The organism is Streptomyces yangpuensis, assembly GCF_001005295.1.
In the GTDB taxonomy this organism is placed as follows: Bacteria; Actinomycetota; Actinomycetes; order Streptomycetales; family Streptomycetaceae; genus Streptomyces; species Streptomyces yangpuensis.
On record NZ_LBMK01000005.1, the window covers coordinates 169,950 to 189,054 of the forward strand.

The 19,105-nt window shown below is 71.6% G+C and carries 18 protein-coding genes; 6 read left to right on the forward strand and 12 right to left on the reverse strand.

What is annotated here, in order from left to right:
* The first annotated feature begins 74 nt into the window (after positions 1-74).
* The 3 genes from AAT21_RS24575 to AAT21_RS24585 all read left to right on the forward strand — a co-directional run bounded on the left by AAT21_RS24575 (position 75) and on the right by AAT21_RS24585 (position 2,600).
* The gene (locus tag AAT21_RS24575) at positions 75-809 is read left to right on the forward strand and encodes an alpha/beta hydrolase (protein ID WP_079025940.1); all 735 of its coding nucleotides are present in this window, start codon (positions 75-77) and stop codon (positions 807-809) included.
* A 106-nt stretch (positions 810-915) separates the two neighbouring features.
* Positions 916-1,284, forward strand: a complete 369-nt coding sequence (locus tag AAT21_RS24580; RefSeq protein ID WP_046779145.1) for a cupin domain-containing protein — start codon at positions 916-918, stop codon at positions 1,282-1,284.
* 239 nt (positions 1,285-1,523) lie between these two features.
* Entirely contained in the window at positions 1,524-2,600 is a 1,077-nt protein-coding gene (locus AAT21_RS24585) for a helix-turn-helix transcriptional regulator (RefSeq protein ID WP_235439213.1), read from the forward strand.
* Here the strand turns inward: AAT21_RS24585 and AAT21_RS24590 are convergent.
* Together AAT21_RS24590 and AAT21_RS24595 are read right to left on the reverse strand one after the other, a co-directional pair.
* Complete coding sequence (locus AAT21_RS24590) at positions 2,597-3,646, reverse strand: hypothetical protein (protein ID WP_327152760.1); 1,050 nt, start codon at positions 3,644-3,646, stop codon at positions 2,597-2,599. The two genes, AAT21_RS24585 and AAT21_RS24590, sit on opposite strands and share 4 nt — an antisense overlap.
* Positions 3,647-3,713: 67 nt before the next feature.
* A complete protein-coding gene (locus AAT21_RS24595) occupies positions 3,714-4,658 on the reverse strand; it encodes a LysR family transcriptional regulator (RefSeq protein WP_235439214.1) in 945 nt (314 codons plus the stop codon).
* Positions 4,659-4,778: 120 nt separating this feature from the next.
* Between AAT21_RS24595 and AAT21_RS24600 the strand changes: the two genes are divergently transcribed.
* Together AAT21_RS24600 and AAT21_RS24605 are read left to right on the forward strand one after the other, a co-directional pair.
* Positions 4,779-6,062, forward strand: a complete 1,284-nt coding sequence (locus AAT21_RS24600; protein WP_046779148.1) for an MFS transporter — start codon at positions 4,779-4,781, stop codon at positions 6,060-6,062.
* A 90-nt stretch (positions 6,063-6,152) separates the two neighbouring features.
* Complete coding sequence (locus tag AAT21_RS24605; protein ID WP_046779149.1) at positions 6,153-6,866, forward strand: L,D-transpeptidase family protein; 714 nt, start codon at positions 6,153-6,155, stop codon at positions 6,864-6,866.
* A 2-nt stretch (positions 6,867-6,868) separates the two neighbouring features.
* Here AAT21_RS24605 and AAT21_RS24610 read toward each other — a convergent pair whose 3' ends face one another.
* Complete coding sequence (locus AAT21_RS24610; RefSeq protein WP_235439215.1) at positions 6,869-8,215, reverse strand: MFS transporter; 1,347 nt, start codon at positions 8,213-8,215, stop codon at positions 6,869-6,871.
* Between the two features lie 192 nt (positions 8,216-8,407).
* On the opposite strand from AAT21_RS24610, the gene AAT21_RS24615 reads away from it, so the two are divergent.
* Positions 8,408-9,421: a sigma-70 family RNA polymerase sigma factor gene (locus AAT21_RS24615; RefSeq protein ID WP_046779150.1), complete on the forward strand. Its 1,014-nt coding sequence runs from the start codon at positions 8,408-8,410 to the stop codon at positions 9,419-9,421.
* On the opposite strand, the gene AAT21_RS36085 is transcribed toward AAT21_RS24615, so the two are convergent.
* The 9 genes from AAT21_RS36085 to AAT21_RS24655 form a co-directional block, all read right to left on the reverse strand.
* Positions 9,308-9,643 (reverse strand): STAS domain-containing protein, encoded by a 336-nt coding sequence (locus tag AAT21_RS36085; protein ID WP_235439216.1) that lies wholly within the window; start codon positions 9,641-9,643, stop codon positions 9,308-9,310. The two genes, AAT21_RS24615 and AAT21_RS36085, sit on opposite strands and share 114 nt — an antisense overlap.
* 125 nt (positions 9,644-9,768) lie before the next feature.
* Positions 9,769-10,359: a Uma2 family endonuclease gene (locus AAT21_RS24620; RefSeq protein WP_046779151.1), complete on the reverse strand. Its 591-nt coding sequence runs from the start codon at positions 10,357-10,359 to the stop codon at positions 9,769-9,771.
* 95 nt (positions 10,360-10,454) lie between these two features.
* The gene (locus tag AAT21_RS24625; protein ID WP_046779152.1) at positions 10,455-11,732 is read right to left on the reverse strand and encodes a thymidine phosphorylase; all 1,278 of its coding nucleotides are present in this window, start codon (positions 11,730-11,732) and stop codon (positions 10,455-10,457) included.
* A 104-nt stretch (positions 11,733-11,836) separates the two neighbouring features.
* The gene (locus tag AAT21_RS24630; protein WP_079025942.1) at positions 11,837-12,250 is read right to left on the reverse strand and encodes a cytidine deaminase; all 414 of its coding nucleotides are present in this window, start codon (positions 12,248-12,250) and stop codon (positions 11,837-11,839) included.
* A complete protein-coding gene (locus AAT21_RS24635) occupies positions 12,247-13,509 on the reverse strand; it encodes an ABC transporter permease (RefSeq protein WP_046779153.1) in 1,263 nt (420 codons plus the stop codon). The genes AAT21_RS24630 and AAT21_RS24635 overlap by 4 nt, the downstream gene beginning before the upstream one ends.
* A complete protein-coding gene (locus AAT21_RS24640) occupies positions 13,506-14,621 on the reverse strand; it encodes an ABC transporter permease (protein WP_046779154.1) in 1,116 nt (371 codons plus the stop codon). Before AAT21_RS24640 ends, AAT21_RS24635 begins: the two co-directional genes overlap by 4 nt.
* Complete coding sequence (locus tag AAT21_RS24645; RefSeq protein ID WP_079025966.1) at positions 14,618-16,276, reverse strand: ABC transporter ATP-binding protein; 1,659 nt, start codon at positions 16,274-16,276, stop codon at positions 14,618-14,620. Before AAT21_RS24645 ends, AAT21_RS24640 begins: the two co-directional genes overlap by 4 nt.
* Positions 16,277-16,508: 232 nt before the next feature.
* Positions 16,509-17,570, reverse strand: a complete 1,062-nt coding sequence (locus AAT21_RS24650; protein WP_046779156.1) for a BMP family lipoprotein — start codon at positions 17,568-17,570, stop codon at positions 16,509-16,511.
* A 229-nt stretch (positions 17,571-17,799) separates the two neighbouring features.
* The gene (locus AAT21_RS24655) at positions 17,800-19,044 is read right to left on the reverse strand and encodes an amidohydrolase (protein ID WP_046779157.1); all 1,245 of its coding nucleotides are present in this window, start codon (positions 19,042-19,044) and stop codon (positions 17,800-17,802) included.
* Between the last annotated feature and the right edge of the window lie 61 nt (positions 19,045-19,105).

The following is a 19,105-nucleotide window of genomic DNA, read 5'->3' on the forward strand; positions in this document are numbered from 1 at the left end:
CCGGCGGGCGTCGATATGTAACAGAGACCGCGCGGACGGATGGCGTACACCCGAAGGTCTGAGACTGTTCCGCCATGGCACAGCATGCGCCGCCGGCGCGCGGGGCCCGCCTGGGGCGGGCGGCCGGCGCGAGAACCGGCTCGGATCCGACGCGAAGCCCGGTCAACGGGGTGGTGCTCCTGCTTCCCGGGGCGTCCAGATTCTCCCCCGGTCCCCTGCGTCCGCTCGCGCGGGCGCTGGCCCGGGCGGGCGGTAGGGACGGCCTGGTCACGCACGCTGTCGTCCATGGCGGGGAGTCCCCGCGGGAGGAGCAGGCGCGGTGGGCGGCGGAGGAGGTGGTGCGGCGGTACGGGGACGTGCCGGTGTGCCTGGCCGGCTACGACGCGGGGGGTCTGGCCGCGCTGCGGGCGGCGGGCCACGAAGCCGTCAACTCGGTTCTGGCACTGGCCCCCTGCCTGGCGGAGGGGACGCCCGCCGACTCCCCTGAACCGGTGAAACAGCTCTCCGGGCGGCAGGTGCTGATCGTGCACGGCACGAACGACGCGCGCAGCGACCCGGAGATCTCCTTCCGGCTCGCGGAGCGCGCGAAGAAGGCGAACCGGTCGACATGCCGGTTCGAGGTGCACTCGGACGGCCACAACCTGCGCGAGCACCAGACGGAAGTGGTCGCGCTGGGCGTGGACTTCGTCCTGGGCGCGGTCTTCTCGGGGCGGTACTCGCGTCCCGTCACGGACGCCCTGGCCGCGCCGCCGCCGCTGGGTCTGAGGATGCCGCTGGCCTCGGGGTTCGGGAGGTCGCTGCGGGGGTGAGGCCCTCGGTGCGGCGCGGGCCCGTACGGATGCCGCGCCGCGGGCCCGCGGCGTACCGTGAGAAGTGGACTCGGGGTGCTCGCATCATTCCCGGAGGCGATCCGTCATGGCCGCGATCGACCGCAGGACCTTCGACGAACCGGACGAGACGAGGCCGTTCGCCGACGGCATGGGCCGGCTGGATCTCGTGGACACGGGGGACGGCGCCGTCGGACGGGCCGTCTTCGAGCCGGGCTGGAAGTGGTCGGAGCACATCAAGCCGCTGGCCGGGACGGACAGCTGCCGGGCCGACCACACCGGGTACGTCGTGAGCGGCCGTATGAAGGTCGTCATGGACGGCGGGGAGAGCGCCGAGTTCGGTCCCGGCGACTACATGCGGGTGCACCCCGGGCACGACGCCTGGGTGGTGGGCGACGAGCCGTGCGTGGCGCTGGACTGGACCGGCTTCTCCGACTACGCGAAGCCCACCGGCTGACGGGTGCGCCCGCGGCCGCGCCGCGCCCCCGTACGCGCGCCGGTCCGTCCGTACCCGCCGTTCCGCCCCCTCTCGGTCGGATGGCACGGATGGACCGGCGCGACTGCGTTCCCCCTTCACGCCGTGTGACCACTGTGCCTCGCCGGCCTGTGCCGAATGGGTCCTCTCAGGCGTCGTCTTGCCGCCTTGCGGGAACACGAGGGGTTTACGAACCGGTCCGGACCGGGACGAATACGCACATGCCAGCCGAGGAGACCGGATCGTCCGGGACGCCGTCCGGCGCGACGTCCGGGGCGGCCGGTGTGTCCGGGGAGCTGTCCCCCGCCGCCCGGCGCCTGTACGCGTACGCCGTCGAGCGGCACGCCTTTGACGCCGACGAGGCCACGCGGGCCCTCGGCGTGCGCGCGGCCGCCGCGATCACCGAGCTGGCCGCGGCGCATCTGCTCCAGCGGGCGCCGGGCGGGGGGCCGGACCGGTGGAGCGCGGTGGCACCGCGGGCGGCGGCGGCCCGGGCCCTGGCCCCGCTGGCCCTGCTCGTACGGGAGACCCACGACGAGATGGACCGGCTGCGGGGCCGGCTGGAGGCGCTCGTACCCGCGTACGAGGCGGGCACCGCGCACCGGGACCTCAGCGGGGCGGGACATCTGGAGCTGGTCACGGACCTCGGCGCCGTAAGGGGTCTGATCGCGGAGCTGGCCGCGGCGTGCGAGCAGGAGCTGCTGACCTCGCAGCCGGGGGGCGGCCGTCCTCCGGAGACCCTGGAGGAGTCAATCGGACGAGACGAGTCGCTGCTGACCCGCGGGGTCCGGATGCGGACGATCTACCAGCACACCGCCCGGTACTCGCGGCCCACGGCGGCGTATGTGGAGCGGGTGACGGCGCTGGGCGCGCAGGTGCGCACGCTCGGCGACGGGCTGATGCGGATGCTCGTGTTCGACGGGCGTACGGGCCTGATGTCGGTGCCGGACCGCAGCGGGGCGGCGCTGGTGGTGCGCGAGCCGAGCGTCGTGCACTTCATGACCGCGGCCTTCGAGCGGTCCTGGCTGGGGGCGGAGCCCTTCCCCACGTCGGTGAGCCCGGAGGCGGCGCGGTCGATCTCGGACGAGCTGCGGCAGACGATCGTCCGGCTGCTGTCGGAGGGCCTGGAGGACAAGGTGATCGCACGCCGCCTCGGCATGTCGGAACGCACCTGCCAGCGCCACATCGCCGAGATCATGCGGGCGGTGGGCGCCAAGTCCCGCTTCCAGGCCGGGTACTTGCTGTCGCCGCACCCCGCCCCGACCCCCGCCCCGCCTGACCCGCCCGACAGGGCCTAGTACGGCCCGGGTCCGCTGTACCGGTCGTAGTAGGCGCGCAGCTCCGGGCGGCGGATGTCGGGGAGGTGGGCAAGGGTGTCGCTGAAGGCCCGGTCGTGGGGGTAGAAGCCGCGCCAGCGGTGCGGCGGCACGACGTAGTCGTCGCGCAGGACGCCTTCCGGGAGGGTGCCGGTCGCGGGCCGCGGCGAGGTCTCCGCCGGGAGTACCAGGTGGGCCCAGACCCCGATGTCCAGCGGCACCACGGGCGCGGTGCCGTGCGGGGGCCGCCACGGCTCGCCCGTGACCGGGTGGCGGGGCACGAGGAGGACCTCGCCTGTGCCGGACGGGGGCACGGGCCTGCCCGGCCCCGCGAGGCGGGCGGTGAGTACCGGGGGACCTGCGGGCAGGTAGTCGGCGACGGTGTCACCGACCAGGCCGGCGAGGGGGCCGGGCAGCTCCACGGGGCGGCCCTCGCAAGCCACCACCAGGTGCGCGAGGGCCACCGGGACGGCGGCCTCCCAGCGGCGGCTGCGAGAGCCGTCGAGTTCGACGGGCGCCACTGCGCAGGTCCGCAGGTCCAGCTCGTCCCAGTCGGGGACCGGGACGGCGGGCAGGCCCGAGGGCACACGCCGCACGGCGTCGGGCTCCAGCCACACCGTCTGCCACAGCCCGCAGTCGTCCATGCGCGTCGCCACCGGGCGTCCGCAGCCCTCGCACGCCAGGTTGGGCCCGTCACGGCCGTCGATGCCCATGCAGTAGCCCTCGCACTTCTCCAGGATCAGGGCCATGCCCCGGGAGTCACCGGGCGCGATGACGATCCTGTCCCGCGACCCGAAGGACACGGAGTACTGCGGCAGGTACACGCCCTGCTCGGCCGCCAGGTCCTCCCCCACGTCGCCCCACAGCCGCCAGGGCGGGCCGGTGGGCAGGGGTTCGACGGCGTACGTCGCCGGATCCATCAGCGGGGGATGCAGCTCCTCCCACGCTCCGTAGTGAGTGTGGTCGGGGAGGGCGACCCGGGATACCGGCGCCGTCAGCTCCGTACCGCACCCGGCGCACACGAACACGTCCAAACAGCTTCCCCCAGACCCCGGCAACCCTGTTGATTCTGCTGGCCGGAGCCGGGGACGGCCATCAGTTTTCGGGGTGGCGCCCCTCCTGCGCCGCGGGCTGTTCCAGTTCCGGGATGAGGCGGCCGCGGCGGGAGAGGAGGAAGCGTTTGAACTCGGCGACCGGCGGGGTGTCGGGGTGGCCGTCGAGCCAGGCGACGCCGATCTCGCGGACGGCGCGCGGGGCGGTGACGTTCAGCTCGACCACCCCGGGGCGGGCCACGGCGGGAGGCGGCAGCAGGGCCACCCCGAGGCCGGCGGCGACCAGGCCGCGCAGGGTCTCGGCCTCCTCGCCCTCGAAGGCGACGCGCGGGGTGAAGCCGGCTTCCGCGCACAGGTCGTCGGTGATGCGGCGCAGGCCGTAGCCGGCCTCCAGGGTGACGAAGGTTTCCTCCGCGGCCTCGGCGAGGCGGATGCGCTTGCGGCCCGCGAGGCGGTGGTCGTCGGGAACGACCAGGCGCAGCCGCTGTTCGTCGAGGCGGCGGGCGACGAGGTCGGGGGCGTCCGGCAGCGGCGAGGTGAGGCAGAGGTCGAGCTCGCCGGCGCGCAGCTTCTCCAGCATGGCCTCGCCGTAGTTCTGCACGAGGGAGAAGCGCACGCGCGGGTGGTCGGCGCGGAAGGCGCGGATGAGGCCGGGTACGGTCTCGGGGCCGAGGGTGTGCAGGAAGCCGAAGGCGACCTTGCCGTAGGCCGGGTCGGCGTCCTGCTGGACGGACTCGGCGGCGTGGGCGATGCCGTCCAGGGCCTGTTCGGCGGAGGCCAGGAAGGTGCGGCCCGCCGTGGTGAGGGCGACGGTGCGGCCCTTGCGCGCGAACAGGGAGACACCCAGGTCCTGTTCGAGGCGGACCATGGCCCGGGACAGGGTGGACTGCGGTACGCCCAGTTCCTGGGCGGCGCGGGTGACGTGCTCGTGCCGGGCGACGGCGACGAAGTACGCCAGCCGGGGCGCCAGCGAAGTTGTCACCGCCATGTCTTCTACGTAACGGTTCGTCGACATCCACACCCCTGACCTCTACTGATGCACCAGTGGATCGATTATCGCGATTCTGTGCATTGGACGCATGAAAAACGCGGGTCTACCGTCGAAGGCATGCCTCCCGTTCATACCGGGGCACCCGTCATCCCGGGTGCCTCCACCGCGTCGTCCCCCGCACCGGAACCCCACTCCCCCGGCCGCCCCGGCTACCGCCGGATGAGCCTCGCGCTCTTCGCCGCCGGACTGGCGACCTTCGCCCTCCTCTACTCCACCCAGGCGCTGCTGCCCGCGATCTCCGACGACCTCGGGGTGACGGCGGGTCAGGCCAGCTGGACGGTGTCCGCGGCCACCGGCGCCCTCGCACTGTTCGTGCTCCCGCTCAGCGCGCTCTCCGAGCGGTTCGGCCGGACCCGGATGATGACCTGGTCGATGGCGGTCGCCGTCGGCGTGGCGCTCCTCGTCCCCTTCGCGCCGAACCTGGAGTGGCTGGTGGTGCTGCGCGCCGTGCAGGGTGCGGCGATCGCCGGCATTCCGGCCTCCGCGATGGCGTACCTGGCGGAGGAGGTCCGGCCCCGGGCGCTGGTGGCCGCGATCGGCCTGTTCGTGGCGGGCAACTCCGTCGGCGGCATGAGCGGCCGCCTGGTCACCGGCTGGGCGGCGCAGCTGGGCGGCTGGCGCGCGGGTCTGGCGGCCGTCGCCGTGATGGCGCTGGTGTGCGCGGTGGCCTTCCTGGTGATGCTGCCGCGGGCGCGGTTCTTCCGCCCGGCGTCGCTGAACCCGCGCGCGGTGGGCCGTACCGTCGCCGGTCACCTGCGCGATCCTCTGCTGCTGCGGCTGTACGGGATCGGCGCGCTGTTCATGACGGTGTTCGGCGCGGTCTACACGGTGATCGGCTACCGGCTGGTGGACGAGCCGTTCTCGCTCGGGCAGGGCGTGATCGGGTCGATCTTCCTGATCTACCTGGTCGGTACGGTCTCCTCCGCGGCCGCCGGCCAGCTGGTGGCGCGTACGGGGCGGCGCGGCGCGCTGTACCTGGCGGTGACCACCACGGCGCTGGGACTGCTGCTGTCGCTGTCGGACTCCCTGGTGACGGTCGTGCTGGGGCTGGTGCTGATCACGGCGGGCTTCTTCGCCGGGCACGCGGTGGCCTCGGCCGCGGTGAGCCGGACGGCGAAGGCGGGCCGTGCGCAGGCCTCCGCCCTCTACCAGTCGGCGTACTACCTCGGTTCCAGCGCGGGCGGCACCCTCGGCGCCCTCGCCTACCACGAGGCCGGCTGGGCGGCGACGGTCGGGATCGCGCTGCTCGCGGTGCTCGGCGTCGTGTCGATCACCCTGTACGGGACGCACGCGGCCCGCGCGCAGCGGCGCATACCGGCTTCCGCGGTGGGCGCGCGCTGACGGGAACTTCGCTTCCGCCGGAGGCAACCCCTGCTCGTTTTCCGGGCATTCAACACGGAGAACGAAGTGCGGTGAGCAGGGGAGGACCGGATGGGGACGCGGAGGGCGCGCGGGCGGTCGGCGCGGCGCGCGGCGGTGTGGGGCGCAGCGGCGGCGCTGGCGCTGCCGTTGGTGGTGGTCGCGGGAGGCGGTACGGCAGAGGCCGCCTCCTGCAACCTTTCCACCGGGCCGTACCAGCGCCAGGTGGAGAAGTTCCTGGGACGGCCCGTGGACGGGAGGCAGTCGGCAGCCGACTGCACGGCCGTCCGGGCGTTTCAGAGAAGCCACGGGATCAGCCCGGCCCAGGGCTACGCCGGGCCGCTGACCTGGCAGGTGATGAGCACGATGCTCGCCCAGCGGGCGGCGGGCGACACCCCGAACAGGGCGGGCGACTGCCCGGTGAACCGGGGGCGGATCGCGTGCGTGGACCTGACGCGGCAGCTCAGCTGGATCCAGGACGGCTCCGTCCTGAAGTACGGCCCCGTCCCCGTCCGCACCGGCAAGGCCGGCACGCAGACGCGGACCGGCGCGCGGAAGATCTACCTCCGCCGCATCGACCACTGGTCGACGCTCTACAACGTGTCCATGCCGTACGCCCAGTTCTTCGACCGCGGCATCGCCTTCCACTCGACCACCAAGAGCATGTGGAACCCGCCCGGTTCGGGCGGCTGCGTGAACATGCGGCCCGCCGACGCGAAGGCGTACTGGAACCTGCTCGGGAAGGGCGAGGACGTCTACGTGTACGGCCGCAAGCCGGGTACGTAGCCTCAGGCGGCCGCGGGTGCGGGGGCGGCGGAGCGGGCCGACAGCTCTTCCAGCCGGCGCAGGCCGGCGCGGCGTTGGACGAGCGAGAGGCCCGCCACCGCTGCGCCGAGCGCCAGCCAGCCCGCCGGACCCGCGGTCATCACCACGCCGGTCAGCAGCAGCGGTCCGGCGGTCTTCTGCACGGACTGGGCCATGCCAGCCACTCCGAGGTACGAGGCGCGCGCCTCCCGGGGCGCGAGGGAGACGGCGAGCTCCCAGGAGCTCACCGAGCGCATCAGCTCCGCCGCGGTGGCCAGCACCGCCGCGGCGAGCAGGGCGGCGGAGGCGGCCCAGGCCCCGCGGCCGGCCGCGGCGGCCAGCAGGCCGCAGCACAGGAGCGTGGTCAGGCCGTAGAGGGCGACCGCTCCCGTCGCCCCGCGGGCGTCGCGGACCTTGGCCGACACGCGCAGCTGGAGGACGACGACGAGCACGGTGTTGATGACCAGGAAGGCCGGGATCAGCTCGTGCGGTGCGGTGGTGCGGCTCACCAGCCAGAGCGGGATGCCGATGCCCAGGATGGAGTCGTCGAGGTTCATCGGGATGTCCAGCAGGACGAACCGGAGGTAGCCGCGGTCCCGCCAGGGACTGCGCCCCGCGGCCGGGGCCGGGGCGGCGGTGGCCTCGGTGGCGGCGTCGGGTACGGGTGCGGGTGACGGTGCGGCCACGAGTCCGCGGCCGCGCGGTTCCCGGGTGTGCCACACCAGGGCGGCGGCCACGAGGAACGACAGCGCGTTGGCCAGGATGAGCACGTGGTACGCGCCGCGGGTGCCGACGGCGAGGCCGATGGCGGCGAGGCTCGCGCCGAGCGCGTAGCCGGCGTTCGCCGAACTGCGCGACAGCGCCTGGTAGGTGGCGCGCCGCTCGCCCGCGACCCGGGTGGCGAACAGCATCTCCAGGGTCTTGGCCGCCCGGTCCCCCAGGTGGGTCACGGCCACGACGCACAGCAGGAGCGCGAAGTCGGTGACGAGGAGCAGCAGGCAGAGGGTGACCAGGCGCAGCAGGTGGGCGCCGATCAGCAGGGAGCGTACGGGGAATCGGTCGGCGAGGTGGCCCGCCAGGGGCGAGCCGGCGATGCCCGCCACCCCGGACGCGCCGAGCAGGAGCCCGACCTGTCCGGCGTCGAGGCCGATGACGAAGGTGAAGTAGAGGACGCAGGCCGCGGCCCAGACGCCGGTGCCGGCGCGGTCCAGCAGCTGGGCGAGGAGCATGATGCGCGCGTCGCGGCCGCCGGGCGGCCGCCGCAGCTGGGCCACCAGGCCGGGTTCCCGCTCCGCCCGCCGTGTCTTCCGGATCTCCCCGCCGCGCCGCATCCCGGCCCCTCCCCCGTATAGAGGTATCTCGATATCGAGATACCTGGGGAAGCCTGCCCCACAATAATCTTGACGTCAAGATACTTGATGTCGATAGATCTGGATCCGGGCGGCTCCTCGCTTCCGGCTGCCGTTGTCGGTGCCCTCGGGTAGGTTCCGAAGGAGCCACGTACGCCAGGGGGACGGACCGCCATGAGTGACCTCGCCACCACCATCAGCAGCGACCTCGACGCGGCGATGGACCGCTACCGGGTCGAACTCACCGGCTACTGCTACCGGATGCTCGGGTCCGCCTTCGACGCCGAGGACGCGGTGCAGGACACCTACATCCGCGCCTGGCGCAGCCACGAGAAGTTCGAGGGCCGCTCCTCACTGCGGTCGTGGCTCTACCGGATCGCCACCAATGTCTGCCTGGACCTGCTGAACGCGGGGAACAAGCGGGCCCGTCCCATGGACCTGACCGCCCCTCAGCACCAGTCCTCCGCCGTGCTCAACCAGCGGCCCGAGGTGACCTGGCTGGAGCCCGTCCCGGACGGCCGGGTACTGCCGCAGACCGCGGACCCGGCGGAGATGGCGCTCGCGAAGGAATCCGTACGGCTCGCCTTCGTCGCGGCGCTCCAGCATCTGCCGGCCAGGCAGCGCGCGGTGCTCATCCTGCGCGAGGTGCTGGCCTGGAAGGCGGACGAGGTCGCGCAGCTGCTGGACACCACCGTGGCATCGGTGAACAGCGCGCTCCAGCGGGCGCGGGCCACGCTCGCCGGACAGCGGGTGCGCGCGAGCGAGTCGGCCGACCCGCTGGACGCCGAGCAGGCCAAGCTGCTGGAGCAGTACCTCGCCGCCTTCGAGTCGTACGACATCTCGCGCCTGACGACGCTCCTGCACGAGGACGCCGTCCTGTCCATGCCGCCGTACGACCTGTGGCTGCAGGGCACGGCGGACATCGCGGCATGGCACCTGGGCCAGGGCATCGGCTGCAAGGGCTCCCGCCTGATCCCGACGACCGCGAACGGCATGCCGGCCTTCGGCCAGTACCGGCCGCGCGAGGACGGCCGTCCCGGGCACACCCCGTGGGCGCTGCAGGTGCTGGAGGTCTCAGACGGCCGGATCGTCGGCCTCAACGCCTTCCTCGACACGGCCCGGTGGTTCCCGCTGTTCGGCCTCCCCGAGCAGCTCGACGAGTCCTACGAGGTCCAGCAGGGCGCGTAGGGCGGGCGCGGCACCGGTCACCCGCAGCGGCCGCCCCCGCGCGGTCAGCCGCAGCCGGGCCAGCACCTCCACGGCGCCCAGGCCCGGCGCGGTGACGGCCCGCGCGTCGCACTCCACCGCGCGGGCCCCGTCCGCGTACAGGCGGGCCAGGCGCGCACACAGCGTTGCGGCGTCGCGCGCGGTCGGGGCGGGTCCGGGCAGCACGAGTCGGGTGATCTCCACGAGGGGCTGACTCCCCCGCCCGCCGGAACTCATCGCCGCGGCCGGGCAATGACCCGATGCCGCCACCGCGACTTCGACGCCCACGTCGAACCGCGCCCGGGCGAGGCCCTGCCGCGGCTCTGAACTCAGGGGCGGGGGAAGCCGAAGGTGTCGAGGGCGAGGTCGAACGGCGCCGGGATGGGGACGGCCTCCCCGAACTTGCCCGCCCACAGGACGCGGTACGCGCCGTCACCGGGCTCGCCGTACAGGTGGATCGTGGGGCTGCCGGTCGCATTCGGGTCGATGAGCAGATAGAGCGGGATTCCGGCTGCGGCGTAGCCGTTGAGCTTGGCGATGCGGTCGTGGACGGCGTTCGACCGGGAGGTGATCTCCACGACGAGTTCGGCGACGTCCGCAGGAGTGAAGTTCTCCCCCCGGGGAACGGCCTTCCTGGGGACGACCACGAGGTCCGGGATGTAGAGGCCGTCGCGACTCGGAATCGCGACGTTGAGGGTCTGGAAGACACCCCAGCCGTCCGGGACCACCGAGTACAGCCGTTGCTGTACCAGGTCCGCGATCAGGTTGTGGTCGTTGACGGGCGGTGGTGCCACGGTGACGATCCCCTCGATGATCTCCACCTTGCAGCCCTTCGGCGCGCCCGTCCCCTTCCAGAGGCCGACCGCCGAGTCCCAGTCGTCACCGCTCAAGGGCGGGTGCTCGACCGCGAGTGCGCTCATGGTGTGCTCCTCAATCGTTCGTCACCGATCCCAGCATGCCGAACGGGACCGGCGGGGGTCCACCGGTCCCGTTCATCCGAAAGGGAAGCCGCAGGTCAGGCGATGCGGTCCAGGACGATCGGCGTGGCGGAGAAGGCCGTGCCCGCCGCGGCGATGTCGAAGGAGCCGTCCAGCGCCGCCAGGGCGTAGTCGAACTTCTCCGGGGTGTCCGTGTGCAGGGTCATCAGCGGCTGGCCGGCCGTGACGGTGTCGCCCGGCTTCGCGTGCAGCTCGATGCCGGCGCCCGCCTGCACCGGGTCCTCCTTGCGGGCGCGGCCCGCGCCGAGGCGCCACGCGCCGACGCCGACACCGTACGCGTCCAGGCGGGTCAGCACACCCGACTCCGGGGCGGTGACCACGTGCTGCTCGCGGGCGACCGGGAGGGCCGCGTCCGGGTCGCCGCCCTGGGCCGCGATCATCCGGCGCCAGTGGTCCATCGCGGAGCCGTCGGCCAGGGCCTTCGCCGGGTCGGCGTCCTTGATGCCCGCCGCGTCCAGCATCTCCTTGGCCAGCGCGATGGTCAGCTCGACGACGTCGGCGGGGCCGCCGCCCGCGAGGACCTCGACCGACTCGCGGACTTCGAGGGCGTTGCCGGCGGTCAGGCCGAGCGGGGTGGACATGTCGGTGAGGAGCGCGACGGTCTTGACGCCCGAGTCGGTGCCGAGGCCGACCATGGTGCGGGCCAGCTCGCGCGCGTCCTCGATGTTCTTCATGAAGGCGCCGGAGCCGACCTTCACGTCCAGGACGAGCGAGCCCGTACCCTCGGCGATCTTCTTCGACATGATCGAGGAGGCGATCAGCGGGATGGCCTCGACGGTGCCGGTGACGTCGCGCAGCGCGTAGAGCTTCTTGTCGGCCGGGGCGAGCCCGTCGCCGGCCGCGCAGATGACGGCGCCGGTGGTGTCGAGGACGTGCATCATCTCCTCGTTGGAGAGCAGTGCGCGCCAGCCGGGGATGGACTCCAGCTTGTCGAGGGTGCCGCCGGTGTGACCCAGGCCCCGGCCCGACAGCTGCGGCACGGCCGCGCCGCACGCGGCGACGAGCGGGGCCAGCGGGAGGGTGATCTTGTCGCCGACGCCTCCGGTGGAGTGCTTGTCGGCGGTCGGACGGGAGAGGGCGTCGAAGTTCATGCGCTCGCCGGAGGCGATCATCGCCGCGGTCCAGCGGGCGATCTCGGTCCGGTTCATGCCGTTCAGCAGGATGGCCATGGCCAGTGCGGACATCTGCTCGTCGGCCACGACGCCGCGGGTGTAGGCGTCGATGACCCAGTCGATCTGCTCGGGGCTCAGCTCACCGCGGTCCCGCTTGGTCCGGATGACGGAGATGACGTCCATGTGGTGCTTCCTTCTACGCGCATAGAGAGAGGGAGGAGAGGGGATCAGGGAACAGCAAGTGCGACGGCCCTCCGCCCGGCAGGGGCGAAGGGCCGTCGGCACGGCTATCTCAGGTGACCGGGCCCGAAGGCCTGCGGCAGCATCGCCGCGAGCGGCAGGACCCCGTCCGGGGTCTCCACCAGCAGCTCGTCGCCGCCGAACTCGTACAGCAGCTGCCGGCAGCGCCCGCACGGGACGAGGATCTCGCCCTTGCCGTCCACGCACGTGAAGTGCGTGAGGCGGCCGCCGCCCGTCGCCTGGAGGGAGGAGACCAGGCCGCACTCGGCGCACAGGCCCAGCCCGTAGCTCGCGTTCTCCACGTTGCAGCCGGTCACGACGCGGCCGTCGTCCACGAGAGCGGCGGCCCCGACCGGGAAGCCCGAGTAGGGGGCGTACGCCCGGGTCATCGCTTCCCGGGCGTACGTCCGCAGGGCTTCCCAGTCCACCGCGTGCTCCTCGGCCGCGCGCTCCTCGGTCACTTGCCCTGACCCTTGCGGTACGGCATGCCGTCCGCCTTGGGCATGCGCAGGCGCTGCGCCGACAGGGCGAGCACGAGCAGCGTGGTCAGGTACGGGGCCGCGTCGACGAACTGGCTCGGCACCTGGTCGGTCGTCGCGTACCAGACGAACAGCAGGGCGGCGAAGGCCGCCGAGATGCCGGCCTGGATGTACTTCTTCTTGTAGAGCTGCCAGACGCAGACGATGACCAGCAGGATCCCGATCAGCAGCAGCATCGCGTGGACGTTCTCGGCGCCACCGCGCAGCTTGAGGCTGTCGATGAAGCCGAACAGGCCCGCGCCCAGCGCCATGCCGCCCGGCATCCAGTTACCGAAGATCATCGCGGCGAGACCGATGTAGCCGCGGCCGCCGGTCTGGCCCTCCTGGTAGATGGGGCTGGCGACCTCGGACAGGTACACGCCGCCGAGGCCGGCGAGGGCGCCGGAGACGATCACGGCGATGTACTTGTACTTGTAGACGTTGACGCCGAGGGACTCGGCGGCGATCGGGTTCTCGCCGCAGGAGCGCAGGCGCAGACCGAAGGAGGTCCGCCACAGCACCCACCAGGTGGCGGGGATCAGCAGCAGGGCCACGATGGTCAGCAGCGAGATCTCGGTGATCAGGCCGCCGATGACGCCGGCGAGGTCCGAGACGAAGAACCAGTGCTTGGCCTGGAGGTCGGCCATCCAGTCCGAGAGGCCCGGAATGGTGATCTTGGCGATGGGCTCGACCTGCGGGGACTGCTTGGAGGAGCCGCCCGGCGCCTCGGCGAACGTGAAGTTCGACAGGTACTGGGTGAAGCCGAGCGCCAGGATGTTGATGGCCACACCGGAGACGATGTGGTTGACGTTGAAGGTGACCGTGATGATCGCGTGCAGCAGGCCGCCGACGGCGCCGCCGGCGATGCCGACGAGGACACCGGTCCACGGGCCCCACTGGTAGCCGGCCCAGGCACCGAACCAGGTGCCGAGGATCATCATGCCTTCGAGGCCGATGTTGACGACGCCCGCGCGCTCGGCCCACAGACCGCCGAGACCGGCCAGGCCGATCGGCACGGCGAGGGAGAGGGCGCCGGAGACCTGGCCGACGGAGGTCAGGTCGTCGGCCCCGGAGATCATACGGACCAGCGAGACGAGTGCGAGGCCGCCCGCGATGATCAGCAGGATCCAGGGCAGGGTGAGCTTCTTGCGGCCGCCCGGGGCGGGCGCCGCCTTCTTCGTGGAAACGGTGCTGGCGCTCACGCCGCGGCCTCCTTCTCGGTCTTCATGGCGTGGCCCGCGGCCAGCTCCTCGCCGACCTTCTGCTGCTGGCGGCGGATGCCGTAGCGGCGGATCAGCTCGTAGGAGACGACGACGGCGATCACGATCAGGCCCTTCATGATCGTGCCGATCTCCCTGGCGTAACCCTCCGTGTCGAGACCGGCGGACGCCTTGTCGATGAAGGCCATCAGGAGGGCGGCGAAGAAGATGCCGATGGGGCTGTTGCGGCCGAGCAGGGCGATGGTGATGCCGGTGAAGCCCACGCCCACGGGGAAGCCGAGGTTGTACGTGTGGGTCTCGCCCAGCAGCACCGGCATGCCGGACAGGCCGGCGACGGCGCCGGAGATGAGCATCGCGGTGATGATCATCTTCTTGGAGTCGACACCGGAGGCCGCGGCGGCGGACTCGCTGGCGCCGCTGGCGCGCAGGTCGAAGCCGAAGCGGGTGCGGTTGAGCACGAACCAGTAGACGACGCCGAGGGCGAAGGCGATGAAGGTGAAGCCGTAGATCTCCCCGGAGTCGCCCATGGAGACGGCCGGGAACCAGCCGGACTCGGCGATCTCACCGGTGGTGAGGTCGTTGGAGCCCTCCACCTGCACGCCGAGGTTCTTCGGCAGGATCAGCCAGGCGATGAGGCTGGTGGCGATGGCGTTGAGCATGATCGTCGAGACGACCTCGCTGACGCCTCGCTTGGCCTTGAGGACACCCGCGATACCGGACCAGAAGGCACCGGTCAGCATCGCGACGACGACGATCACCAGGATGTGCAGCGGGCCGGGCAGCGTTACGGCCGTGCCGACCAGCGCAGAGATCATCGCGGCGAGGCGGTACTGGCCGTCGACGCCGATGTTGAAGAGGTTCATCCGGAAGCCGATGGCGACGGCCAGGGCTGCCAGGTAGTACGTGCCGGCCTGGTTGACGATGAGGATCTGGACGTCCTCGTAGCCGCCGTTCTCGACCATGATGCGCAGCGGCTCGATCGGGTTGATACCCGTCGCCGCCAGCACGATCATGGTCAGCACGAACGCGCTGACCAGCGCGAGCAGGGGCCCGGCGATGGCGAGCAGCAGCCGGTCCTTGTCGAATTTCTTCATCGGGCCTCGTCCTCCGTCGTGTCACCGTCGGCAGCGGCGGAGTGGTTGTCGGTTGCTTCCAGGTGCCCCGTGGCGGCGCCCGTCATGGCGGTGCCGAGCTCCTCGGGGGTGACGGTCGCCGGGTCGGCGTCCGCGACCAGACGGCCGCGGTAGATCACGCGCAGGGTGTCGGACAGGCCGATGAGCTCGTCCAGGTCGGCGGAGATCAGCAGCACGGCCAGGCCCTCGCGACGGGCCTCGCGGATCGCGTCCCAGATCTGCGCCTGCGCGCCGACGTCCACACCGCGGGTGGGGTGGGCGGCGATGAGGAACTTCGGGTTGTGGCTCATCTCGCGGCCGACGATCAGCTTCTGCTGGTTGCCGCCGGAGAGCGAGGCCGCGGTGACGTCGATGCCGGGCGTGCGGACGTCGTACTCGCGCACGATCCGCTCGGTGTCCTTGCGGGCCGCCTTCGGGTCGAGGATGCCCTTCTTGGAGTTGGGCGCCTCGGTGACGTGGCCGAGGATGCGGTTCTCCCAGAGCGGGGACTCCAGCAGCAGGCCGTGGCGGTGGCGGTCCTCGGGGATGTAGCCGATGCCGCCCTCACGGCGCTTGCGCACCGACATCCTGGTGATGTCCGCGCCGTCGAGGGTGATGACGCCCGCGTCGGGGGCCATCATGCCCATGAGGGCCTCGATCAGCTCCGTCTGGCCGTTGCCCTCGACACCGGCGATGCCGAGGATCTCGCCCTTGTGGATGGTGAGGTTGATGTCGTCCAGGAGGAGACGGCCGGCCTCGGCCTTCTCCAGGGTCGCGGAGTCCGGGGCGCCCGCGGGGACCAGGACCTCCGGCTCGGCGACGACGGCGTCGGAGGCGGCGACGGTCAGGCCCGAAACCTGGAGCATCGGGGTCGTGGTGACCGTGGACTCGCGGGTCTCGGGCGACGGCAGCTCCGCACCGACCATCAGCTCGGCGAGCTGCTTGGGGGTGGCGGTCTTCGGGTCGGCGGTGCCGACCGTGGTGCCGCGCCGGATGACGGTGATGTCGTCGGCGACCTTCAGCACCTCGCCCAGCTTGTGCGAGATGAAGATGACGGTCAGGCCCTCGGACTTGAGCTCGCGCAGGTTGTCGAAGAGCGCGTCCACCTCCTGCGGCACGAGCACGGCGGTCGGCTCGTCGAGGATGAGGATCTTCGCGCCGCGGTAGAGGACCTTGAGGATCTCCACGCGCTGGCGGTCGGCGACGCCGAGGTCCTCGACGAGGGCGTCGGGGCGCACGCCGAGACCGTACGCGTCCGAGATCTCCATGATCTTCTTACGGGCCTTGGCGCCGATGCCGTACAGCTTCTCGCCGCCGAGAACGACGTTCTCCAGGACGGTGAGGTTGTCGGCGAGCATGAAGTGCTGGTGCACCATGCCGATGCCGCGGGCGATGGCATCGCCGGGCGTGTTGAAGGCGACCTGCTCCCCGTCGATGGCGATGGTGCCCTCGTCCGGCTTCTGCATGCCGTAGAGGATCTTCATCAGGGTCGACTTGCCGGCGCCGTTCTCACCGATCAGGGCATGGACCGTGCCCTTGCGGACGGTGATCGCGATGTCCTTGTTGGCGACGACGCCGGGGAAGCGCTTGGTGATGCCGTGCAGTTCTACGGCGGGGGGCGGGCTGGACGCGTTGATGACGCACTCTCCTTGGCGCGAAAGGAGCGGAAGGCAGGGAGGACAGGGCGGGGAGTGAAAGTATCGCGTCCACGATGCTTCTACGCGCGTAGCACTGTCGGAAGTGAAAACTCGCGGCCACAAAGGCTGCTTGGTCACAGACTAGTGATCACAGAATGAGGCTCGGGGCCCGGGAGCGACATCGGTCGCTTCCCGGACCCCGGAGACCCAGGACTACATGTCGCAGACTGCCTTACGGGGCGGTCTTGACAGTGATCTTCTTGGCGATGATGTCGGCCTTGGCCTTCTCCACCGCGGCGATGAGGTCGGTCATCTCCTTGTACTTCGGGTTGGAGTCGGCCAGGCCGACGCCGTCCTTGTCCAGGCCGTAGCGGATCTCACCGGTGGTGGGCTTGCCGTCCTCGACCGACTTGATCAGGTTGAAGACGGAGTCCGAGACGTCCTTGGTGACCGAGGTCAGGATGGAGTCCTTGTACTTCGCCAGACCGGCCTGGTTGTACTGGTCGGAGTCGACGCCGATGGCCCACTTGCCCTTGGTGGACGCGGCCTCGATGGCACCGGAACCGGCCAGGCCGGCGGCGGCGTAGATCACGTCGGCGCCCGCGTCGAGCTGGCCCTGCGCGGCGGCCTTGCCGAGGTCGGGCTTGGCGAAGCCGTCGAAGTTCGGCGGCTGGGTCAGGTACGCGGAGAGCACCTTGGCGTTCGGGTTGGTGTCCTTGACACCCTGGGCGAAGCCCGCCTCGAACTTCTTGATCAGCGGAACCTCGACGCCGCCGATGAAGCCGACCGTGCCGGTCTTGGACGCCTTGGCGGCGGCGACGCCGGCCAGGTAGGAGCCCTGCTCCTCGTTGAAGACCATGTTGGCGACGTTCGGGCCGGTCACCGAGGTGTCGTCGATGATGCCGAACGTGGTGTTCGGGAACTTCGGCGCGACCTTCTTGATGGCCGGGGCGTAGGCGAAGCCGACGCCGATGACCGGGTTGTTGCCCTTGCGGGCCAGCTCGGTGAGGCGCTGGACCTTGTCGGCCTCGCCCTCGCCGTCGGTGGGCTCCGCCTCGGCGCCCTTGATCTTGAGGTCCGTCTCGGCCTTCTTCAGACCGGCGTAGGCGGCGTCGTTGAACGACTGGTCGCCGCGGCCACCGATGTCGTACGCGATGGCTGCGGACTTCTGACCACCCGACTCCGAGGGGGAGGCGGCAGCGTCAGAGGACTTCTTACCGCCACAGGCGGTGGCCGAGAGGGCCAGCGCCGCGGACGCGATGCCCACGGTGGCGATCCTGGTGATCCGGCGCAAGGGGAGGCTCCTTAAAAACCTGACCGAAGCGCCACGACCGGCGCTGGTTTCGCGGCGATCGTAACGCGCGTAGATGTCAGTTAAAGGCCCGTTCATGAGTCGTTATCGGATCGTCGCGAACCGGACAGTGACCGATCGGTGACTGCCAACGCGTCCAGCCCTTGTGTACCAAGGGCCGGACGCGTCCGCGGGGAGGCTCGCCGATGCTGTAAGGAGCGGGGCGCGATCGCTACCTGGAAGGCGGCGTACGGCGGCCGTCGATCAAGGCGGCGGCGGTGAAGAACTCGACGCCGAAGGCGATCGCGTCCTCGTCCACGTCGAAGTCCCCGCGGTGCAGATCACGCTTGGCGGTGTCGCCCGGCGCGCGCACGCCCAGGCGTGCCATGGCTCCCGGGACGTGCTCCAGGTACCAGGAGAAGTCCTCCCCGCCCAGGCTCTGCTCGGTGTCCTCGACCGACTCGGCCCCACAGCGGGCCCCCATCGCCTCGCGCAGCAGCTCGGTGATCACCGGGTCGTTGACCACAGGCGGCACGCCGCGCACGTGGTTGATCTCGAACTTGGCCCCGTGCATGGTCGCGATCTCGTCGATCGCCGCGTGGATCATGTCCGGCGCCTCGTGCCAGGCCGCCAGGTCCAGGCACCGAACGGTTCCGGACAGCTCGGCGTGCATCGGGATCACGTTGCAGGCGTGCCCGGCCTCGATGCGGCCCCAGGTGACGGACATGCCCGAGCGGGCGTCCATCCGGCGGGCGAGCAGGGCGGGGGCGTCGACGGCCACCCGGGCGGCGGCGGTCACCAGGTCGGTGGTCAGGTGCGGCCGCGCCGTGTGCCCGCCGGAGCCGGTGAGGGTGACCTCCAGCCGGTCGCAGGCGGAGGTGATGGGGCCGGGCCGCAGTCCGATCCGGCCGGCGTCGACCCGGGGGTCGCAGTGCACGGCGACGATACGGCCCACGCCGTCCAGCACCCCGGACTCGATCGCGTCGGTGGCACCGCCGGGGAGCACCTCCTCGGCGGGCTGGAAGAGCAGCCGCACGGGCCGCGGCAGGAGACCCTGCCGGTCGAGCTCGGCGAGGACGAGGCCGGCGCCGAGGACGACGGCGGTGTGCACGTCGTGGCCGCAGGCGTGGGCGCGGTCCGGGAAGGTCGAGCGGTACGCGACGTGCGTCTTGGTGTCGGGAATGGGCAGGGCGTCGATGTCCGCGCGCAGGGCCAGCATCGGCCGGCCCCCGTCCCAGGTACCCACGTCACAGATCAGGCCGGTGCCGGACTTCAGGACCCGTGGTCGGAGGCCGGCTTGCTCGAGCCTGGCCTTGATCGCCGCGGTGGTGCGGAATTCCTGGTGCCCGAGCTCCGGGTGCATGTGCAAGTCCCGGCGGAAGGCGATCAGTTCGGTGCGCAGGTGGTCCGGAAGTTTGCCGGGCAGCTCGGGCCGGTCGGACGTGACGGGCTGGAGGGTCTGGGACTCGCGGGACATCAACTGGTTCACCCGTTGAAGGGTAGGCCCACGGATGGGTCAACTGGCCGGGGATCACGAA